The following is a 16172-nucleotide window of genomic DNA, read 5'->3' on the forward strand; positions in this document are numbered from 1 at the left end:
CCGGTGTGAGGGAGCTCGATCGGGCCCGCGTCCCGGCCACCGCGCTGCGGTACGCCGCGGCCGCCGCGGGCGGGGTGCTGCTGCACGTGGCCTACCCGCCGCGCACGGTGTGGTGGACGGCGGTGGTCGCGTTCGCGCTGCTCTGGTGGGCGCTGGACGGGGTGCGGCTGCGCCGCGGCGCCGCGCTGGGAGCGCTCTTCGGGTTCACGTTCTCCCTGGCGCACCTGTTCTGGATCCAGGACTTCCTGGGCCGCGACTACGGGCCGTTCCCCTGGCTGGGGCTGTCGCTGGTGATGGCCGGGTTCCCCGCGCTGGGCGGCGCGCTCGCCGCCGCGGCCGCACGGCTGCCCGCCGCGCCGCTGTGGGGTGCGCTCGCCTTCACCGCGCAGGAGTGGCTGCAGAGCCGGTTCCCGTTCAACGGCTTCCCGTGGAGCCGCGTCGCGTTCGGCCAGGTGGAGGGCCCGTTCCTGCCGCTCGCCGCCGTCGGCGGGGCACCGCTGGTGTCCGTCGCCGTGGTCGCGACCGGGTTCTGCGCGGCGGCGTACCTGGCGCGGCCGCGGGCGCTGGTGCGGCTCGTGCCGGTGGCGGTGGTCGTGGCCGTCCTGCTCGCGCTGCCGCACCCGCCCGTCGACGCGCAGGACGGCACCCGCACCGTCGCCGTCGTGCAGGGCAACGCGCCGGACATCGGGCTCGGCCTGTTCGGCGCCGGCGCGACGGTGCGCCGCAACCACCTCGCCGAGACCGCGGTGCTCGCCGAGCGGGTCGCGACCGGGGCGGTGCCGCGGCCGGACCTGGTGGTGTGGCCGGAGAGCTCGGTGACGACCGGGGGGACCGACCCGTCCGTCGACCGGGTCGTCGACGAGCTGGGGGTGCCGTTCCTGGTCGGCGGCAACCACGAGTCGGCCGCGACCGGCACCGAGAACGCGATCACCGTCTGGAGCCCGGGGACCGGCCCGGGGGAGCGCTACGCCAAGCAGGAGCTCGTGCCGTTCGGCGAGCGGATCCCGCTGCGGTCGGTCACGCGGTACCTGACCCCGTTCGTCGCGCTCGCCGACTTCACCCCGGGCACGGGTCCCGCGTACCTCGACGTCGCGGGCACTCGGGTGGCGACGGCGATCTGCTACGAGACCGCCTACGACCACGTGCTGCGCGACGGCGTCGCCGACGGCGGGGAGCTGATCGTCGTGCCCACCAACAACGCCTGGTACGGACGCAGCGAGATGACCTGGCAGCACCTCGCGCAGTCGCGGCTGCGGGCCGTGGAGCACGGGCGGGCGGTCGTCGTCGCGGCGCTGTCGGGGGTCAGCGCGGTGATCCGCCCGGACGGCTCGGTGGCCGCCTCGACCGGCCTGTACACCGCGGACACGCTCGTCGGGCAGGTCCCGCTGCGCACCGGGGAGACGCTCGCGACCCGCTGGGGCGCTCCGGTCGAGCACGGGCTCGCACTCGCCGGGCTGCTCGCGGCGGCGGCCGGGTGGGCCCGGCACCGGCGGGCGGTCAGCGGTCCGGCGTCCGGCGCATGACGACCCGCGGGAACCCGCCGGAGACCCCGGTGGTGTCCGCGGCGTGGGTGAACCCGGCGGCCTCGAACAGCGACCGGGTGCCGACGTAGGCCATCGTCGGGTCGACCCGCTCGCCCCGGTTGTCCACCGGGTAGCCCTCGACCGCCGGTGCGCCGTGGCCGAGTGCGAACGCCACGGCCCCGTCGAGCAGCGCGCGCGTGACGCCGCGCCCGCGGTGCCCGGGGCGGACGCGGAAGCACCACACCGACCACACCGGCAGGTCGTCGACGTGCGGGATCGTGCGGGAGCGGGCGAACGGCAGCTCCGCGCGCGGGGCGACGGCCGCCCAGCCGACGACCTCGCCGTCGTCGTGGGCGAGGACGCCCGGGGCGACCGGGCGCCCGGTGAGCTCGCGGACGTACTCGCCGCGGTCGCGGCCGGTCAGGGCCCGGTTGCGGGCCGCGGGGAGCCGGTGCGACAGGCACCAGCACACCGAGGCGCCGGGGTCGCGGCGCGGGCCGAGCATCGTCGCGACACCGTCGAACGACGTGGCCGGGCCGACCGTGACGGGCACCACGCGAGCGTAGCGGCCGGCGCCGCCCCGCCCGGGACGCGGGCGGGGCGGCGGGCCGGGGCTCAGCGCCCGGCGGTCTGCGCGTGGTCGCGCACCGCGATCGGCGCGCCGGCGAGGTCCTCCTCGTTGCAGAGCAGCTTCAGCTCGTAGTACGCGGCGTCGGAGCGCTCGTCGTAGTCGAGGTGGATGGCGATGACGTCGACCGGCTCGCCCAGCCAGGACTGGGTGTCCCGCAGCCAGCGAGCCGCCCGCTCGAGTGCGGCGGGCAGGTCGTTGTCGCGGAACTGGACCGGCCGGAACGGGACGTCCTGGATGCCGTCCTGCTGATGCGTCGGGCGGGGGAGCGCCGCGGCCAGACCCGCGTCGTCGAGATCGAGCGCTACCGGGTTGTCACTCATCGCTCCAGGATTCCGTATCACCCCGGGCGGACGCACCCCACCACGCCCGTCGCGGGCGTCACCCGCCCGCGCGGGAGGCCCGGACACGACGAAGGCCCAGGTCCGCCGGACCTGGGCCTTCACATGGTCGGGGTGACAGGATTTGAACCTGCGACCTCTTCGTCCCGAACGAAGCGCGCTACCAAGCTGCGCCACACCCCGATGGCCACCGGGTTTCCCCTGAGCCGTGGAGAACTCTACCCGATGCCCTCCGACGCCTGCGCGGGGGTTCCCCTGCGCGCGTCCGGCCCGGCCGGGCGCGCCACGAGGGTCAGCAGCGACGCCTCCGGGGGGCAGGCGAACCGCACCGGGGCGTACGGCGAGGTCCCCAGACCGGCCGAGACGTGCAGCCGCATCCGGCTGCCCCAGCGGCTCGCTCCGCGGGCGCGGGACCGGTCGATCCCGCAGTTGGTGACGATCGCGCCGTAGCCCGGCAGCCGCAGCTGCCCGCCGTGGGTGTGGCCGGCGAGGACGAGGTCGTAGCCGTCGGCGGCGAACCCGTCGAGCACCCGTGGCTCGGGGGAGTGGGTGAGACCGAGCCGCAGGTCGGCGTCGCCGTCGTGGCCGGCGACGCGCGGGTAGCGGTCCCGGTTCAGGTGCGGGTCGTCGACGCCGGCGACGCGGACCGTGCGCCCGTCGACCTCCAGCAGGTGACGGGCGTGGGTGGCGTCGACCCAGCCGTGCTCGCGGAACGCGGCGCGCAGGTCGGTCCAGGGCAGCGGGTCGCCGTGCACCCGCCGGGTGTCGCCGCGGCGCAAGTAGCGGGCCGGGTTCTTCGGCGTCGGGCCGTAGTAGTCGTTGCTGCCGAACACGAACGCGCCGGGCCGGTCCAGCAGCGGCCCCAGCGCCGCGAGGACGCCGGCGACGGCGTCGGGGTGGGCCAGGTTGTCCCCGGTGTTCACGACGAGGTCGGGGTCCAGCGCGTCCAGCGCGGCGACCCAGCGGATCTTGCTGCGCTGGCCGGGGGTCAGGTGGAAGTCCGACAGGTGCAGGATCCGCAGCGGCCGGGCGCCCGTCTCCAGGACCGGCAGCTCCTCCCGCCGCAGCGTCCAGTGCCGGCGCTCGATCCCGGCCGCGTAGCCGAGTCCGGCCGCCCCCGTGGCGACGGTGGCGGCGGCGAGTCGGGCGAGCGTACGGGCGGTACTCACGCGATCCAGCCTACGTCGCGGGACTATCGTGGCGAGCCGTGAGCACCCTCAAGGAGCAGCTGCGCGCCGACCTGACCACCGCGATGAAGGCCCGCGACGAGCTGGTCAGGACCACGCTGCGGTCCGCGCTGACCGCGATCGGGAACGCCGAGGTGGCGGGGGACACGGCCCGCGAGCTCACCGACGACGAGGTCCGCGCCGTCATCACCAAGGAGACCAAGCGGCGCGCGGAGTCCGCCCAGGCCTTCGCCGACGGCGGCCGCGCCGAGTCCGCGGAGCGCGAGCGCGCCGAGGGCGAGGTCCTGGCCCGCTACCTGCCGACCCAGCTCGACGACGACGAGGTCGACGCCCTCGCCCGCGCCGCCGTCGCCGAGGTGGAGGCCGAGACCGGGGAGAAGCCCGGGATGAAGCAGATGGGCCAGGTCATGAAGAAGGCCAACGCCGCCGCGTCCGGCCGGGCCGAGGGCGGCCGCGTCGCCGCCGCGGTGAAGAAGGCCCTCGCGTCCTGACCCGCGCCGGTGCCGCCCGGCTCCGCAGCGGAGCCGGGCGGCACCGGATCAGGTGGTCGGGGACTTGCGCGCGCGCGGGGTCGCGGGCTTCTTCGCCGCGGTGCTGCGCGTGGTCGTCTTCTTCGCCGCCGCCGTGCTCCGCGCCGCCGCGGGCTTCTTGGCCGCGGGCTTGCGGGCGGTCGTCTTCTTCGCCGGGGCCTTCGCCCGGCGCTCCGCGAGCAGCTCGGAGGCCCGCTCGTCGGTGATCTCCTCGACCGAGTCGCCCTTGCGCAGGCTGGCGTTGGTCTCGCCGTCGGTGACGTAGGGGCCGAAGCGGCCGTCCTTGATCACCATCTTCTTGTTCGTCGACGGATCCTCGCCCAGCTCGCGCAGCGGCGGCGCCGCCGCGGCGCGCCCGCGCTGCTTCGGCTGCTTGTAGATCTCCAGCGCCTCTTCGAGGGTCACCGAGAACAGCTTCTCCTCGTCGCCGAGCGAGCGGGAGTCGGTCCCCTTCTTGAGGTACGGGCCGTAGCGGCCGTTCTGCGCGGTGATCTCGTCGCCGGAGTCGGGGTCGGTGCCGACGATCCGGGGCAGCGAGAGCAGCTTCAGCGCGTCGTCGAGGGTGACGGTGTCGACCGACATCGACTTGAACAGCGAGCCGGTGCGCGGCTTCGGCTTGGCCGGCTTCTTCTTGGCGCCCTCCGGGACCTCCGGCTCGGGCAGCAGCTCGGTGACGTAGGGGCCGAAGCGGCCCTCCTTCGCCACGATCTCGTGCCCGGTCACCGGGTCGGTGCCCAGCTTGCGGCCCTCCTGCGGGACCGAGAACAGCTTCTCGGCGATCTGTTCGGACAGCTCGTCCGGGGGCAGGTCGTCGGGCAGGTTGGCGCGCTGGGAGTCGCCCTCGACGATCCGCTCCAGGTAGGGGCCGTAGCGCCCGACCCGGACGACGACGTCGCGGCCGTCGGCGTCGGTGAACATCGGGATCGAGTTCACCGTGCGGGCGTCGATCTCCTCGAGGTTCGACCCCACGAGCTTCTTGAGCCCGCCCGCCTTCGCGATCTCCGAGCCGGTGTCGGCGCCGTCGTTGCCGAAGTAGAAGCCCGACAGCCAGTGCACGCGGGAGTCGTCGCCGGAGGCGATCGAGTCGAGGTCGTCCTCCATGGCGGCGGTGAAGTCGTAGTCGACGAGCTGGCCGAAGTGCTGCTCCATGAGCCCGACGACGGCGAACGCCACCCAGGACGGGACGAGCGCGGAGCCCTTCTTCCAGACGTAGCCGCGGTCGAGGATGGTCTTGATCGTCGACGCGTACGTCGACGGCCGCCCGATCCCCATCTCCTCCATGGCCTTGACCAGCGCCGGCTCGGTGAACCGCGACGGCGGGCTGGTCGAGTGCCCGTCGGGGACCAGCTCGGTGGCGGTCAGCGACTGGCCCTCGGTGAGCTCGGGCAGACGGGACTCGGCGTCGTCGGCCTGCTGCTCGGGGGAGCTGTCGTCGACGGTCTCGACGTAGGCCTTCAGGAAGCCGGGGAACGTGATCGTCCGGCCGGACGCGCCGAACACGACGTCCTCGCCGGTGCCGGCGGTGCCGGAGATCCGGACGCTGACCGTCGTGCCGCGCGCGTCGTTCATCTGCGAGGCGATCGTGCGCTGCCAGATCAGCTCGTAGAGCCGGAAGTCGTCGCCGTCGACCTCGCGGGCGATGGCGCCGGGGGTGCGGAAGCTCTCGCCCGCCGGGCGGATCGCCTCGTGGGCCTCCTGGGCGTTCTTCACCTTGCGGGTGTACTGGCGCGGGGAGTCGGCGACGTAGGCGTCGCCGTACAGCTCGCGGGCCTGCGAACGGGCGGCCTCGATCGCCGTCGCGGACAGCGTCGTCGAGTCCGTACGCATGTAGGTGATGTAGCCGTTCTCGTACAGCCGCTGTGCGCTGCGCATCGTGCGCTCGGAGGAGAACCGCAGCTTGCGGCCGGCCTCCTGCTGCAGCGTCGAGGTCATGAACGGCGGGTACGGCTTGCGCGTGTAGGGCTTCGCCTCGACCGAGGCGACCTCCATCGGCCGGTCCTGCAGCCCCTCGGCGAGCCGGCGGGCCTCGGCCTCGTTCAGCGTGACGACCTCGGTGGAGCCCTTCTTCAGCTGCCCGAGGGAGTCGAAGTCGCGGCCGGTGGCGACGCGGTGGCCGTCGACCTGCATCAGCCGCGCCCCGAACGAGCGCGGGGTGGCCTTCTCCCCGGCGTCGAGGGTGGCGGCGATGTCCCAGTACTCGGCGGAGCGGAACGCGATCCGGTCGCGCTCGCGCTGCACGATCAGCCGGGTCGCGACCGACTGCACGCGGCCCGCCGACAGCTTCGGCATGACCTTCTTCCACAGCACGGGGGAGACCTCGTAGCCGTAGAGCCGGTCCAGGATGCGCCGGGTCTCCTGCGCGTCGACGAGGTGCTGGTCGAGCTCGCGGGTGTTCTCCGCGGCCGCGCGGATCGCCGACTCGGTGATCTCGTGGAAGACCATCCGGCGGACCGGGACCTTCGGCTTGAGGGTCTCCAGCAGGTGCCAGGCGATGGCCTCGCCCTCGCGGTCGGGGTCCGTCGCGAGCAGCAGCTCGTCGACGGTCTTGAGCGCCTCGCGCAGCTCGGAGACGGTGCTGCGCTTCTCCGGCGTCACGACGTAGAGCGGGCTGAACTGGTTGTCGACGTCGACGCCGAGCCGCGCCCAGGACTCGCCCTTGTACTTGGCGGGGACGTCCGCGGCGCCGCGCGGCAGGTCGCGGATGTGCCCGACGGAGGACTCCACGACGTAGTCGTTGCCGAGGTAGGGCTGGATCTTCTTCGCCTTGCTCGGCGACTCGACGATCACCAGGCGGCGGACCGGGCGTCCGGAGGCGCTCGCCGTCGAGGTCGGCCTGCGTGTGCTGCCCCCCGACGTGCGTGCCGAACCCGTCGTTCCCGTTGTCGCTGATGCCACCTGGTCCTACCTCATCTCTCGGCCGTGTCGCGCCTGGTGCGACACCTGAGCCGTTCCCCGGCCCCGCTGCGTTACGGCGGTGCGGCCCCGGAGCGTGCCGGACGTCCCGTGCCGGGGGCCGTCCTACGACGATCGCACGATCTCACACCGTCGTCGCTCCGTGCCGTGGCCCGCACCACGAGTGGCCGGGCGAGTCGTCAGCGTAGCCCGGGCGGTGGTTCGGCAGGTCAGGCGGCCGGTCGGCCGTGGTGGCGAGGCCACTCGGACGTGTCCGACATCCGCGGTGCAGGCCCCACCAGCTCAGCCAGCCGGGCCATCCGGCGTGCTCCGTGCAGGCGCAACGCCGGACCCGGCGCGCCGTGTTCCCCGGTCGCCAGGCGGGCCGGCGGCAACCCGGCGCGGGTGGCCGCCGCGATCAGCGGTCCGTGCGTCCACGGCGCGTGCGGATCGAGCAGGAGCAGGTGGCCCCCGCGCAGGTCACAGGTCCCGGCGGCGAGCGCCCAGAGCCGCAGCGCCGCGCCGTCGAGCTGGAAGTCGGCCGGGACCTGCTTGCGCCCGTCGGGGGTGCACCAGGCCCGGGCGAGCGGGACCAGGTCCCGCCGGAACGCGCTGCGCATCCCCGACGCGCCCGGCGCGAGGGTGACCCCGCGCGCCGCCGCCAGCGCGGCCAGGGCGCCTTCGCGGCCCGCGAGGGGCAGCGGGACGTCGAAGCGGGCGGTGTCCCCGGCGCCGAACCGCTCGATCCGCCCGGGCCCGCAGAGCAGCCCGGCCAGGTCGGTCAGCCCGGCCGGCCGGGCCTCCGCGGAGAACAGCGACATCTGCGGCACGCGGTCAGCATAGAACGCATGTTCGACCTTGCCCAGCTCTGCCGCGCGGGGCGCGCCGGACGGGTGACCCGCGTCGTCAGGCGGGCCCGTTGATCTTCTTGAGGGCGACGCACTTGGGCGCGGTCTGGAACGCCTTGTCCAGCCGCGGGGTCGGCCCGATCTTGTCCAGGCCCTGCGCGCCGGAGATCGTGCGCAGCTTCTGCTGGGCGGCGTCGAGCTTGCCCTGGAAGCCCTGGACGTCGTTCGGGTCGATCGCGTCGACCTCCTTCTTCGCCTCGGCGATCGTCGTCCCGGAGCGGTTGAGCATGTCCCGCACGGCGGCGGCCCACTGGTCGCCGCCGCTGACCGGGGACTGCCCGGCCGCGGTGAGCTGCTTCTTGCCGGTCTCGATGCCGGAGCCGACCTTGCCGAGGTACTCCGAGAGCCGGGTCTTGATGCCGGGCAGGTCGGCGCCGGTGTAGTCCGGCGGGGTGTTCAGCGGCTGGTAGTACGCCAGCGTGGCACCGCAGACCTTGTCGCCCCAGGCGACCGGGTCGGCGCCGACGCCCGCGGTGGGGCGGGGCGCGGGGTCCGCGGCGGGGGTGCCGGCCACGCTCGACGCGCAGCCGCCGGCGAGGAGCGCGGCGAGCAGGGTGGGGAGCAGTACCCGGGCGGTACGCGCCGGGCGGGGGGTGGCCATCGTGGGGCTCCAGGGTCGGGGGCCCGTCGGGGCCCCGGGGCACGGGCAGTGGTCGACGGTAGGACGCCGTCGCAGGTCAGCCGCCGCCGCCCTCCCCGGTTGACCCGTTCGGAGCAGCGGTGGGTGCTCCGGTGGGCGGGGTGGCACGCGCCTGCTCCGCCGCCCGGGACAGCTCCCCGCACACGGCGGAGGCCCGGAAGGCGGCGGCGATCTCGGGGTTGCCGGTGACCTGGTCGAGGGGGCCGGTCGTGCCGTTCAGCGCCCCGAGCGGGGCGACGGCGGCCGGGAGGTCGCGCGCGACGGCGGCCGGGTCGGCCGCGTCGATCGCCTCGACCCGGGTGCGGGCGCCGGAGAAGGCGGAGCGGATCTCCCCGAGCCCGCCCTGCAGCCGGGCGGCGAGGGCGTCGCCGTCGTCGACCGGGGCGGGACCGAGGCGGTCGAGGTCGCCGAGCGCACCGTCGGCGGCGGCCGTCGTGCGGGCCAGGTAGTCCGACAGGGTGCGCAGCCGCTCGGCGGGGTCCGTCGACTCGGCCGGCGTCGCGACGGCGGTCCGCACGAACGGCAGCACCGCCCCGCACATCGAGTCCGTCCACTGCTCGACCGTCGGCCCGGCGGGGCCGCAGCCGGCGAGCAGGGCGACCGGGACGGCGAGCAGTGCACCGAGCAGTCGCGGTGTCCGCATCGCTCCTCCGTCCGGGTGACCGGCGGTGATCACCGCCGTCGGGCGGGAGAGTAGCCGAACCGGGCCCGGACGCACCGCGGCCGCTCGCCCCGAGGGGGACGAGCGGCCGCCGTGGTCCTGCGGATGGCCGCGCCGCGGCCGCCCGGTCAGCCGACCGAGCTCTCGGCCGGCGCGTCGGTGATCGAGGAGGTGCGGCGCTTGGACACCACGACCGCGGCCGCGATGACCAGCACCGCGACGACGGCGATGACGATCCGGACCGCCGGGTTGGCGTCCGGGGTGGAGAGCACCACGACCGCCGGGGCGATCAGCACCGAGACCAGGTTCATCACCTTGATCAGCGGGTTGATGGCCGGGCCCGCGGTGTCCTTGAACGGGTCGCCGACGGTGTCGCCGATGATCGTCGCCTCGTGGGCGTCGGAGCCCTTGCCGCCGTGGTTGCCGTCCTCGACGAGCTTCTTGGCGTTGTCCCAGGCACCACCGGAGTTGGCCAGGAAGATCGCCATCAGCACGCCGGTGGCGATGGCACCGGCCAGGTAGCCGGCCAGCGGGCCGACGCCGAGACCGAAGCCGACCGCGATCGGCGCGAAGATCGCCAGCAGGCCCGGGGTCGCCAGCTCGCGCAGCGAGTCCCGGGTGCAGATGTCGACGACGCGGCCGTACTCGGGCCGCTCGGTCCGGTCCATGATCCCGGGCTTGGTCGCGAACTGGCGGCGGACCTCGAAGACCACGGCACCGGCCGCGCGGGTGACCGCGTTGACCGCGAGCCCGGAGAACATGAAGACGACCGAGGCGCCGATGATCACGCCGACCAGGGTGTTCGGGCTGAACACCTCGTAGGCGAAGGCGGTCCCGGCGTCCTGCGCGGCGATGTTCACCCCGGCGAGCGCCTGGCTGATCGCGTCACGGTAGGAGCCGAACAGGGCGGTCGCGGCGAGCACCGCGGTGGCGATCGCGATGCCCTTGGTGATCGCCTTGGTGGTGTTCCCGACCGCGTCGAGCTCGGTGAGGATGTCCACGCCGTCGCCCTCGACGTCGCCGGACATCTCCGCGATGCCCTGCGCGTTGTCCGAGACCGGGCCGAAGGTGTCCATCGCGACGATGACGCCGACCGTGGTCAGCAGGCCGGTGCCGGCGAGCGCGACCGCGAACAGCGACACGACGATCGAGCCGGACAGCAGGAACGCCCCGTAGACCGCCGCGGAGATGACGATGGCGGTGTAGACGGCGGACTCGAAACCGATCGAGATGCCGGACAGGATCACGGTGGCCGCGCCGGTCAGCGAGGACTCGCCGACGTCCTTGACGGGCCGGTCCTCGGTGCCGGTGTAGTAGCCGGTCAGCTTGAGGATGACCGCCGCCAGCACGATGCCGATGAGCACCGCCACCGACGCGATCAGCCGCGGGTCGCCCGCGAGCCCGACGACGCTGGAGTCGGTCGGGTTCACCAGGTCACCGAAGGTCGGGGGGAGGTAGACGTAGGCGGCGACGATCGACAGCACCCCGGCGAACAGGGCCGACAGGTAGAAGCTGCGGTTGATCGCGCGCAGGGTGTTCTCCCCGGCGCGGGCCTTGGTCAGGTAGACGCCGAGGATCGCGGTGATCACGCCGATCGCGGGGACGATCAGCGGGAACAGCAGGCCCTGCAGGCCGAACGCGGCGGTGCCGAGGATCAGCGCGGCGACCAGGGTGACCGCGTAGGACTCGAACAGGTCCGCGGCCATGCCGGCGCAGTCGCCGACGTTGTCGCCCACGTTGTCGGCGATGGTGGCGGCGTTGCGGGGGTCGTCCTCGGGGATGCCCTGCTCGACCTTGCCGACCAGGTCGGCGCCGACGTCGGCGGCCTTGGTGAAGATGCCGCCGCCGACACGCATGAACATGGCGAGCAGTGCGGCGCCGAAGCCGAAGCCCTCCAGCACGCGCGGGGCCTGGCCGGCGTAGACGAGCACGACGACCGCGGCGCCGAAGAGGCCGAGGCCGACGGTGAACATGCCGACCACACCGCCGGTGCGGAACGCGATGCGGGTCGCCTTCTCCCGGCCACCGGGCTCGCGTGAGGCCGCGGCGACGCGGATGTTCGCGCGCGTCGCGAGCCACATGCCGAGGTAGCCGATGATCGCCGAGAAGACCGCGCCGACCACGAAGAAGATCGAGCGGCCGATGCGTTCGCCGAGGTCCTCGGCGGGCAGGGCGAAGAGCAGTACGAACACGATCGCGGCGAAGATCGCGAGCGTGCGGAACTGGCGGTTGAGGTACGCCGTGGCGCCCTCCTGCACCGCACGGCCGATCTCCTGCATGTTCGGGGTGCCCTCGCCGTGGGCGAGGACCTCCCTCAGCAGCAGACCGCCGACGGCGAGGGCGACGAGGGCGACCACCGCGACCACACCGACGACGGTGAAGTCCCCCGCGCCGAGCTCGAGGCCCTGGGCGAGAGAGGTGGGCTGGGACATCCGTGTCCTCCCGGTGGGAAAGGATCCGGCCGGCGAGGTCCGCGACGACCGGGAGCGGGCCGTCTTGGCTCGACCCCGTCCCGGTGACGACGTCCTCGTCGGCGACGACTGGGCCCGGGCGGTGTCCACCGGTGACCGGGCTGGTGCAGTCTAGGAGTGTGGTGCATCCCTCAGTGGGATCGGGATCACAAGTTGTAACGAACCGGCAAAAGTGATCAATCCCACACGATGTCGCGACGCAATCCGGGAACCCGCAGATCAGTTGCGGCGCAACGGGAACCGCGACCCGATCGACGGATCCGGATCGATCTCCGCCGGACACCGGGAGCGACGGCCGGGCGTTCGAACGTCTGTGCCAACCTGGTCGGTCGTGGGAGCGAGGGTGGAGAGCACGCAGGGCCCGGACGGGTCGCAGCGCGGGGTGGAGCTGCTCCGCCGCGTGCTGGCCGGGTCGGGGGTCGACCCCGCCCGCGCGGACACCTCGTGGACCGCTCCCGGCGGGACGGACCCCGGCCCCTCTCCCGTTCCCGGTGGGCCGTCCGCCTCGCCCGCGCCGGGCCCCGCGGCCGGCTCGGCCGCGCCCGGGGTCGCCGCGTCCGGGGGCGGTGCGTTCGCCGCGCAGGACGGGTTCGACGGCCCGGACGGCCCGTCCGGCCCGGACGGCTCCGGCGGCCACGACGACCCCCTGCGTCACGTCGTGCGGATCCCGGCGCGCCCGGGGCGTCCCGCCGACTGGCCGGACTGGACCCCCGAACCGCTGCGCACCGCGTGGGCGGCCCGCGGCGTGACCCGGCCGTGGTCGCACCAGGCGCACGGTGCGGAGCTGGTGCACGGGGGAGCCGACGTCGTCGTCGCGACCGGGACGGCGTCGGGCAAGTCCCTGGTCTACCAGCTGCCCGTGCTCGCCGGGCTGGCCGAGGACCCGCGGGCGACCGCGCTCTACCTGGCCCCGACCAAGGCGCTGGCCGCCGACCAGCTGCGCGCCCTGGACGGGCTCGCCCCCGACGGCGTGCGCCCGGCCGCGTTCGACGGCGACACCCCGATGGACGAGCGGGACTGGGTCCGCCGGCACTGCCGGTGGGTCTTCTCCAACCCCGACATGCTGCACCGCTCGCTGCTGCCCCGGCACGGGCGCTGGACGACGTTCCTGCGCCGGCTGCGCTACGTCGTCGTCGACGAGTGCCACACCTACCGCGGGGTCTTCGGCTCCCACGTGGCCCTGCTGCTGCGCCGGCTGCTGCGCCTCGCCGCCCGCTACGGCGCCCGGCCGGTCGTCGTACTGGCCTCGGCCACCGTCGCCCGCCCGGCCGAGTTCGCGTCGCGGCTGACCGGGCGCGACGTCGTCGCCGTGACCGAGGACGGGTCCCCGCACGCGGGACGCACGGTGGCGTTCTGGGAGCCGCCGCTGCTCGCCGACATCACCGGCGACAACGGGGCGCCCGTGCGGCGCTCGGCCGGGTCGGAGGTCGCCCGGATGCTCGCCGACCTGGTCCTGGAGGACGCCCGCACCCTGGCGTTCGTCCGGTCCCGCCGGGCCGCCGAGCTGACCGCGCTCGGGGCGAGACGGCAGGTCGCCGACGTCGCGCCCGAGCTCGCCGGCCGCATCGCCGCCTACCGCGGCGGCTACCTCCCGGAGGAGCGGCGCGCGCTCGAGGCGGACCTGATGTCGGGCGAGCTGGTGGGGGTGGCCACGACCAACGCGCTGGAGCTGGGGGTGGACATCTCCGGGCTCGACGCGGTCGTGCAGGCCGGGTTCCCCGGGACGCGGGCGTCGTTCTGGCAGCAGGCGGGCCGGGCCGGGCGAGCCGCGGACGAGGCGCTGGTCGTGCTCGTCGCCCGCGACGACCCGCTCGACACCTACCTCGTGCACCACCCCGCGTCGCTGATCGGGGCGCCGGTGGAGAGCTGCGTGCTGAACCCGGTGAACCCCTACGTCCTCGCGCCGCAGCTCGCCTGCGCGGCGGCGGAGATGCCCCTCACCACGGTCGACGTCGAGGAGATCTTCGGCGGGGCCCCCGCGGTGGAGGTGCTCGACGCGCTGGTCGAGGAGGGGGTGCTGCGGCGCCGCCCGCACGGCTGGTTCTGGCCCGACACCGGTGACGCCCCGGCGGCGCACGTCGACATCCGCGGGTCCGGGCTCGGCCAGGTCGCGGTGGTCGAGGCGGCCACCGGCCGGATGCTCGGCACCGTCGACGGCGGCTCGGCCCCCGGCACGATCCACGCGGGCGCGGTGTACCTGCACCGGGGGGACAGCTACGTCGTCGACCGGCTCGACCTCGACGACGGCGTCGCCCTCGTCCACGCCGAGGACCCCGACTGGCGGACCGAGGCGCAGTCGGTGTCCGACGTGACCGTGCTGGAGGTCCTCGAACACCGCCGCCACGGTCCGGTCCGGGTCTGCTTCGGTGCGACGACGGTGACCAGCCAGGTCGTGGCCTACCGGCGTCGCACCCCGGACGGCACGGTGCTCGACCAGACACCGCTGGACCTGCCGCCGCAGAGCCTCGACACCCGCTCGGTCTGGTACACGATCGACCCGGAGGCGATCGCCGCCGCCGGCATCGACGAGGCCCGGCTGCCCGGCGCACTGCACGCCGCCGAGCACGCCGCGATCGGTCTGCTCCCGCTGTTCGCGATCTGCGACCGGTGGGACATCGGCGGGCTGTCGACGGCGCTGCACCCCGACACCGGCCTGCCGACGGTGTTCGTGCACGACGGCCACCCCGGCGGAGCCGGGCTCGCCGAACGCGGACACGCGGTGCTCGGCCGCTGGCTCGCCGCGACCCGGGCCGCGGTGCGCGACTGCGAGTGCCGCACCGGATGCCCGTCGTGCGTGCAGTCCCCGAAGTGCGGCAACGGCAACAACCCGCTGGACAAGGCGGGGGCGGTGCAGGTGCTGGACCTGGTGCTGGCGGCCCTCGGCCCGGCGGTCGCGGAGTAGGCGGCCCGCGCGCCGGGCGACCGGGAGGGGCACCACCGGCCCGCCCGTCGGGGGCGTGGACGGGCCGGTGGCAACCACGTGCGACGACGTCGGACGGGGGCGCACACGGCGCTCCGACGCCATCGCTGTCTGGGGAGCGTGGTCTCGGTCGCGGGGGCGGACCGGACCCTGCCCGTCCCTGCTGTACGTCCCAGTAGGCCCGAGTGCCCCGCCGACCACCAGGTCCGGGGCGCCCGACGTCGCCGATCGGTCAGGACCCGACGACGAGAAGCTCTTGCGTTGGGGCGTTCGTCGTAACCAATCGTGATGAGGGCGTGCCACGGCGTTCGCGGCCCGTTCATCCGGGGCGGTGGACCGCTCACCGAGATCCCGATCACTGACGGGGGTCGTCACGACGGCTCCTCGACGGGTTCGCGACCGTCCACCAGACCGTCCACGGTGTCCACGCCGGTCTGCGGCGGATCGGCGGGCGCAGGACCGGCGCGGGCCCGGGCACGGGCCGGGCCGCGAACCGGCAGCAGGCCCGACCAGGACACCTGCGTCTCGACGACCGCGTCCCAGCCGTCGAGCCGGCAGGCGACGAGCTCACCGCCGTTGCGTGCGGCGAGGTCGGCGGCCCGCCCGCAGGCGACCGCGGTGCCGTCGACCGAGCGACCGGCGGCGCCGAGTGCGGCCAGGTCCGCCGCGGCCGCCGCGACGTGCCGGGCCCGGCCCGCGGCGGCGAGGTCGATCCCGACGGTGCCGACGAGCAGCAGCACGGCCGCCGCCGTCGCGGCCCACACCGAGGCGACACCCGCGTCGTCGCGCAGCCGGGGTGCCGGGGTGGCGGCCCGTCCGGCGGTCACGACCCGCTCCCGGCGGCCGCGACCGGGGCGCCCGTGTCGCCCGTGCCCGTGCCACCCGCGGCCGTGCCACCCGCGGCCGTGCCACCCGCGGGCGCGCCGCCGGCGGTGACACCGGGCTCGAGCGCGGCGGTCGCCGACCCGGACAGCGTGACCGGGAGCGGACCGGCCGGCCGGACCCGGACGGTCACCACGACGAGGTCGCCCTCCAGGCGCAGCTCCGGCTCGGCCCCGGCCGGGGCCAGCTCGGCCGCCACGACCCGGCCCCGGTCGGCGTCGCCGCGGGCGGCCTGGCGGGCCAGCTCGCGGGCCGCGTCGGTGCAGCGGACCGCGGCCGCCACGGCGGCGACGGCGCCGACCGCCGCCACCGTGACCGCGACCAGGGTGCCCAGCGCGAGGGCCGCCTCGACGGTGACCGCGCCGTCGTCGCCCCGGTCAGAGGGTCGTCGACAGGGCACGTTGCACGATCCCGGTGAGGGCGGCGAGCACGTCACCGCCGCTGACGATCGCGTACAGCAGGGCCGCGAAGGCCGCGGCCGCCACGGTGCCGACGGCGTACTCGACGGTGGACATGCCCTCGTCGTCGGTGGCCAGCGCGCGCAGCCGGTGCTGCAGCAGGGAACGGGTGGTCATGGTCGTCTCCTTCG

The 16172-nt window shown here is 74.9% G+C and carries 14 protein-coding genes and 1 tRNA gene; 3 read left to right on the forward strand and 12 right to left on the reverse strand.

Annotation, left to right across the window (positions count from 1 at the left end):
* Positions 1-5 precede the first annotated feature (5 nt).
* Entirely contained in the window at positions 6-1523 is a 1518-nt protein-coding gene (gene lnt / locus WJX68_RS08515) for an apolipoprotein N-acyltransferase (RefSeq protein WP_340287743.1), read from the forward strand.
* Here lnt and WJX68_RS08520 read toward each other — a convergent pair.
* The 4 genes from WJX68_RS08520 to WJX68_RS08535 all read right to left on the reverse strand — a co-directional run bounded on the left by WJX68_RS08520 (position 1498) and on the right by WJX68_RS08535 (position 3661).
* Positions 1498-2076: a GNAT family N-acetyltransferase gene (locus tag WJX68_RS08520; protein WP_340287745.1), complete on the reverse strand. Its 579-nt coding sequence runs from the start codon at positions 2074-2076 to the stop codon at positions 1498-1500. The genes lnt and WJX68_RS08520 overlap by 26 nt on opposite strands.
* 62 nt (positions 2077-2138) lie before the next feature.
* On the reverse strand, positions 2139-2474 hold the full coding sequence (locus tag WJX68_RS08525) for a hypothetical protein (protein WP_340287747.1): 336 nt from the start codon (positions 2472-2474) through the stop codon (positions 2139-2141).
* A 124-nt stretch (positions 2475-2598) separates the two neighbouring features.
* Positions 2599-2675 (reverse strand) — tRNA-Pro (locus tag WJX68_RS08530).
* 35 nt (positions 2676-2710) lie between these two features.
* Complete coding sequence (locus tag WJX68_RS08535) at positions 2711-3661, reverse strand: metallophosphoesterase (protein ID WP_340287749.1); 951 nt, start codon at positions 3659-3661, stop codon at positions 2711-2713.
* Positions 3662-3699: 38 nt separating this feature from the next.
* On the opposite strand from WJX68_RS08535, the gene WJX68_RS08540 reads away from it, so the two are divergent.
* Positions 3700-4170 carry a GatB/YqeY domain-containing protein gene (locus WJX68_RS08540; protein WP_340287750.1) on the forward strand — a complete coding sequence of 157 codons (471 nt, stop codon included), beginning with the start codon at positions 3700-3702 and terminating at the stop codon, positions 4168-4170.
* A 48-nt stretch (positions 4171-4218) separates the two neighbouring features.
* On the opposite strand, the gene topA is transcribed toward WJX68_RS08540, so the two are convergent.
* From topA to WJX68_RS08565, 5 genes are all read right to left on the reverse strand, one after another.
* Positions 4219-6996, reverse strand: coding sequence for a type I DNA topoisomerase (gene topA, locus WJX68_RS08545; RefSeq protein WP_340287752.1), 2778 nt, complete (start codon positions 6994-6996; stop codon positions 4219-4221).
* 335 nt (positions 6997-7331) lie between these two features.
* The gene (locus tag WJX68_RS08550; RefSeq protein WP_340287803.1) at positions 7332-7922 is read right to left on the reverse strand and encodes a hypothetical protein; all 591 of its coding nucleotides are present in this window, start codon (positions 7920-7922) and stop codon (positions 7332-7334) included.
* 85 nt (positions 7923-8007) lie between these two features.
* The gene (locus WJX68_RS08555; protein WP_340287754.1) at positions 8008-8610 is read right to left on the reverse strand and encodes a hypothetical protein; all 603 of its coding nucleotides are present in this window, start codon (positions 8608-8610) and stop codon (positions 8008-8010) included.
* Between the two features lie 76 nt (positions 8611-8686).
* Positions 8687-9292: a hypothetical protein gene (locus tag WJX68_RS08560; protein WP_340287756.1), complete on the reverse strand. Its 606-nt coding sequence runs from the start codon at positions 9290-9292 to the stop codon at positions 8687-8689.
* Positions 9293-9438: 146 nt separating this feature from the next.
* A complete protein-coding gene (locus WJX68_RS08565) occupies positions 9439-11742 on the reverse strand; it encodes a sodium-translocating pyrophosphatase (RefSeq protein WP_340287758.1) in 2304 nt (767 codons plus the stop codon).
* Between the two features lie 382 nt (positions 11743-12124).
* Between WJX68_RS08565 and WJX68_RS08570 the strand changes: the two genes are divergently transcribed.
* Positions 12125-14683, forward strand: a complete 2559-nt coding sequence (locus tag WJX68_RS08570) for a DEAD/DEAH box helicase (RefSeq protein WP_340287759.1) — start codon at positions 12125-12127, stop codon at positions 14681-14683.
* 389 nt (positions 14684-15072) lie between these two features.
* Here the strand turns inward: WJX68_RS08570 and WJX68_RS08575 are convergent, their stop codons facing one another.
* From WJX68_RS08575 to WJX68_RS08585, 3 genes are read right to left on the reverse strand one after another with little or no spacing between them, the layout of a single operon-like run.
* Positions 15073-15528: an Rv3654c family TadE-like protein gene (locus WJX68_RS08575; protein ID WP_340287761.1), complete on the reverse strand. Its 456-nt coding sequence runs from the start codon at positions 15526-15528 to the stop codon at positions 15073-15075.
* A complete protein-coding gene (locus WJX68_RS08580) occupies positions 15525-15983 on the reverse strand; it encodes a TadE family type IV pilus minor pilin (protein WP_340287763.1) in 459 nt (152 codons plus the stop codon). Before WJX68_RS08580 ends, WJX68_RS08575 begins: the two co-directional genes overlap by 4 nt.
* Positions 15961-16158, reverse strand: coding sequence for a DUF4244 domain-containing protein (locus tag WJX68_RS08585; RefSeq protein WP_340287765.1), 198 nt, complete (start codon positions 16156-16158; stop codon positions 15961-15963). The genes WJX68_RS08580 and WJX68_RS08585 overlap by 23 nt, the downstream gene beginning before the upstream one ends.
* Positions 16159-16172: the final 14 nt, after the last annotated feature.

Source organism: Pseudonocardia spirodelae (genome assembly GCF_037727765.1).
Taxonomy (GTDB): Bacteria; Actinomycetota; Actinomycetes; order Mycobacteriales; family Pseudonocardiaceae; genus Pseudonocardia; species Pseudonocardia spirodelae.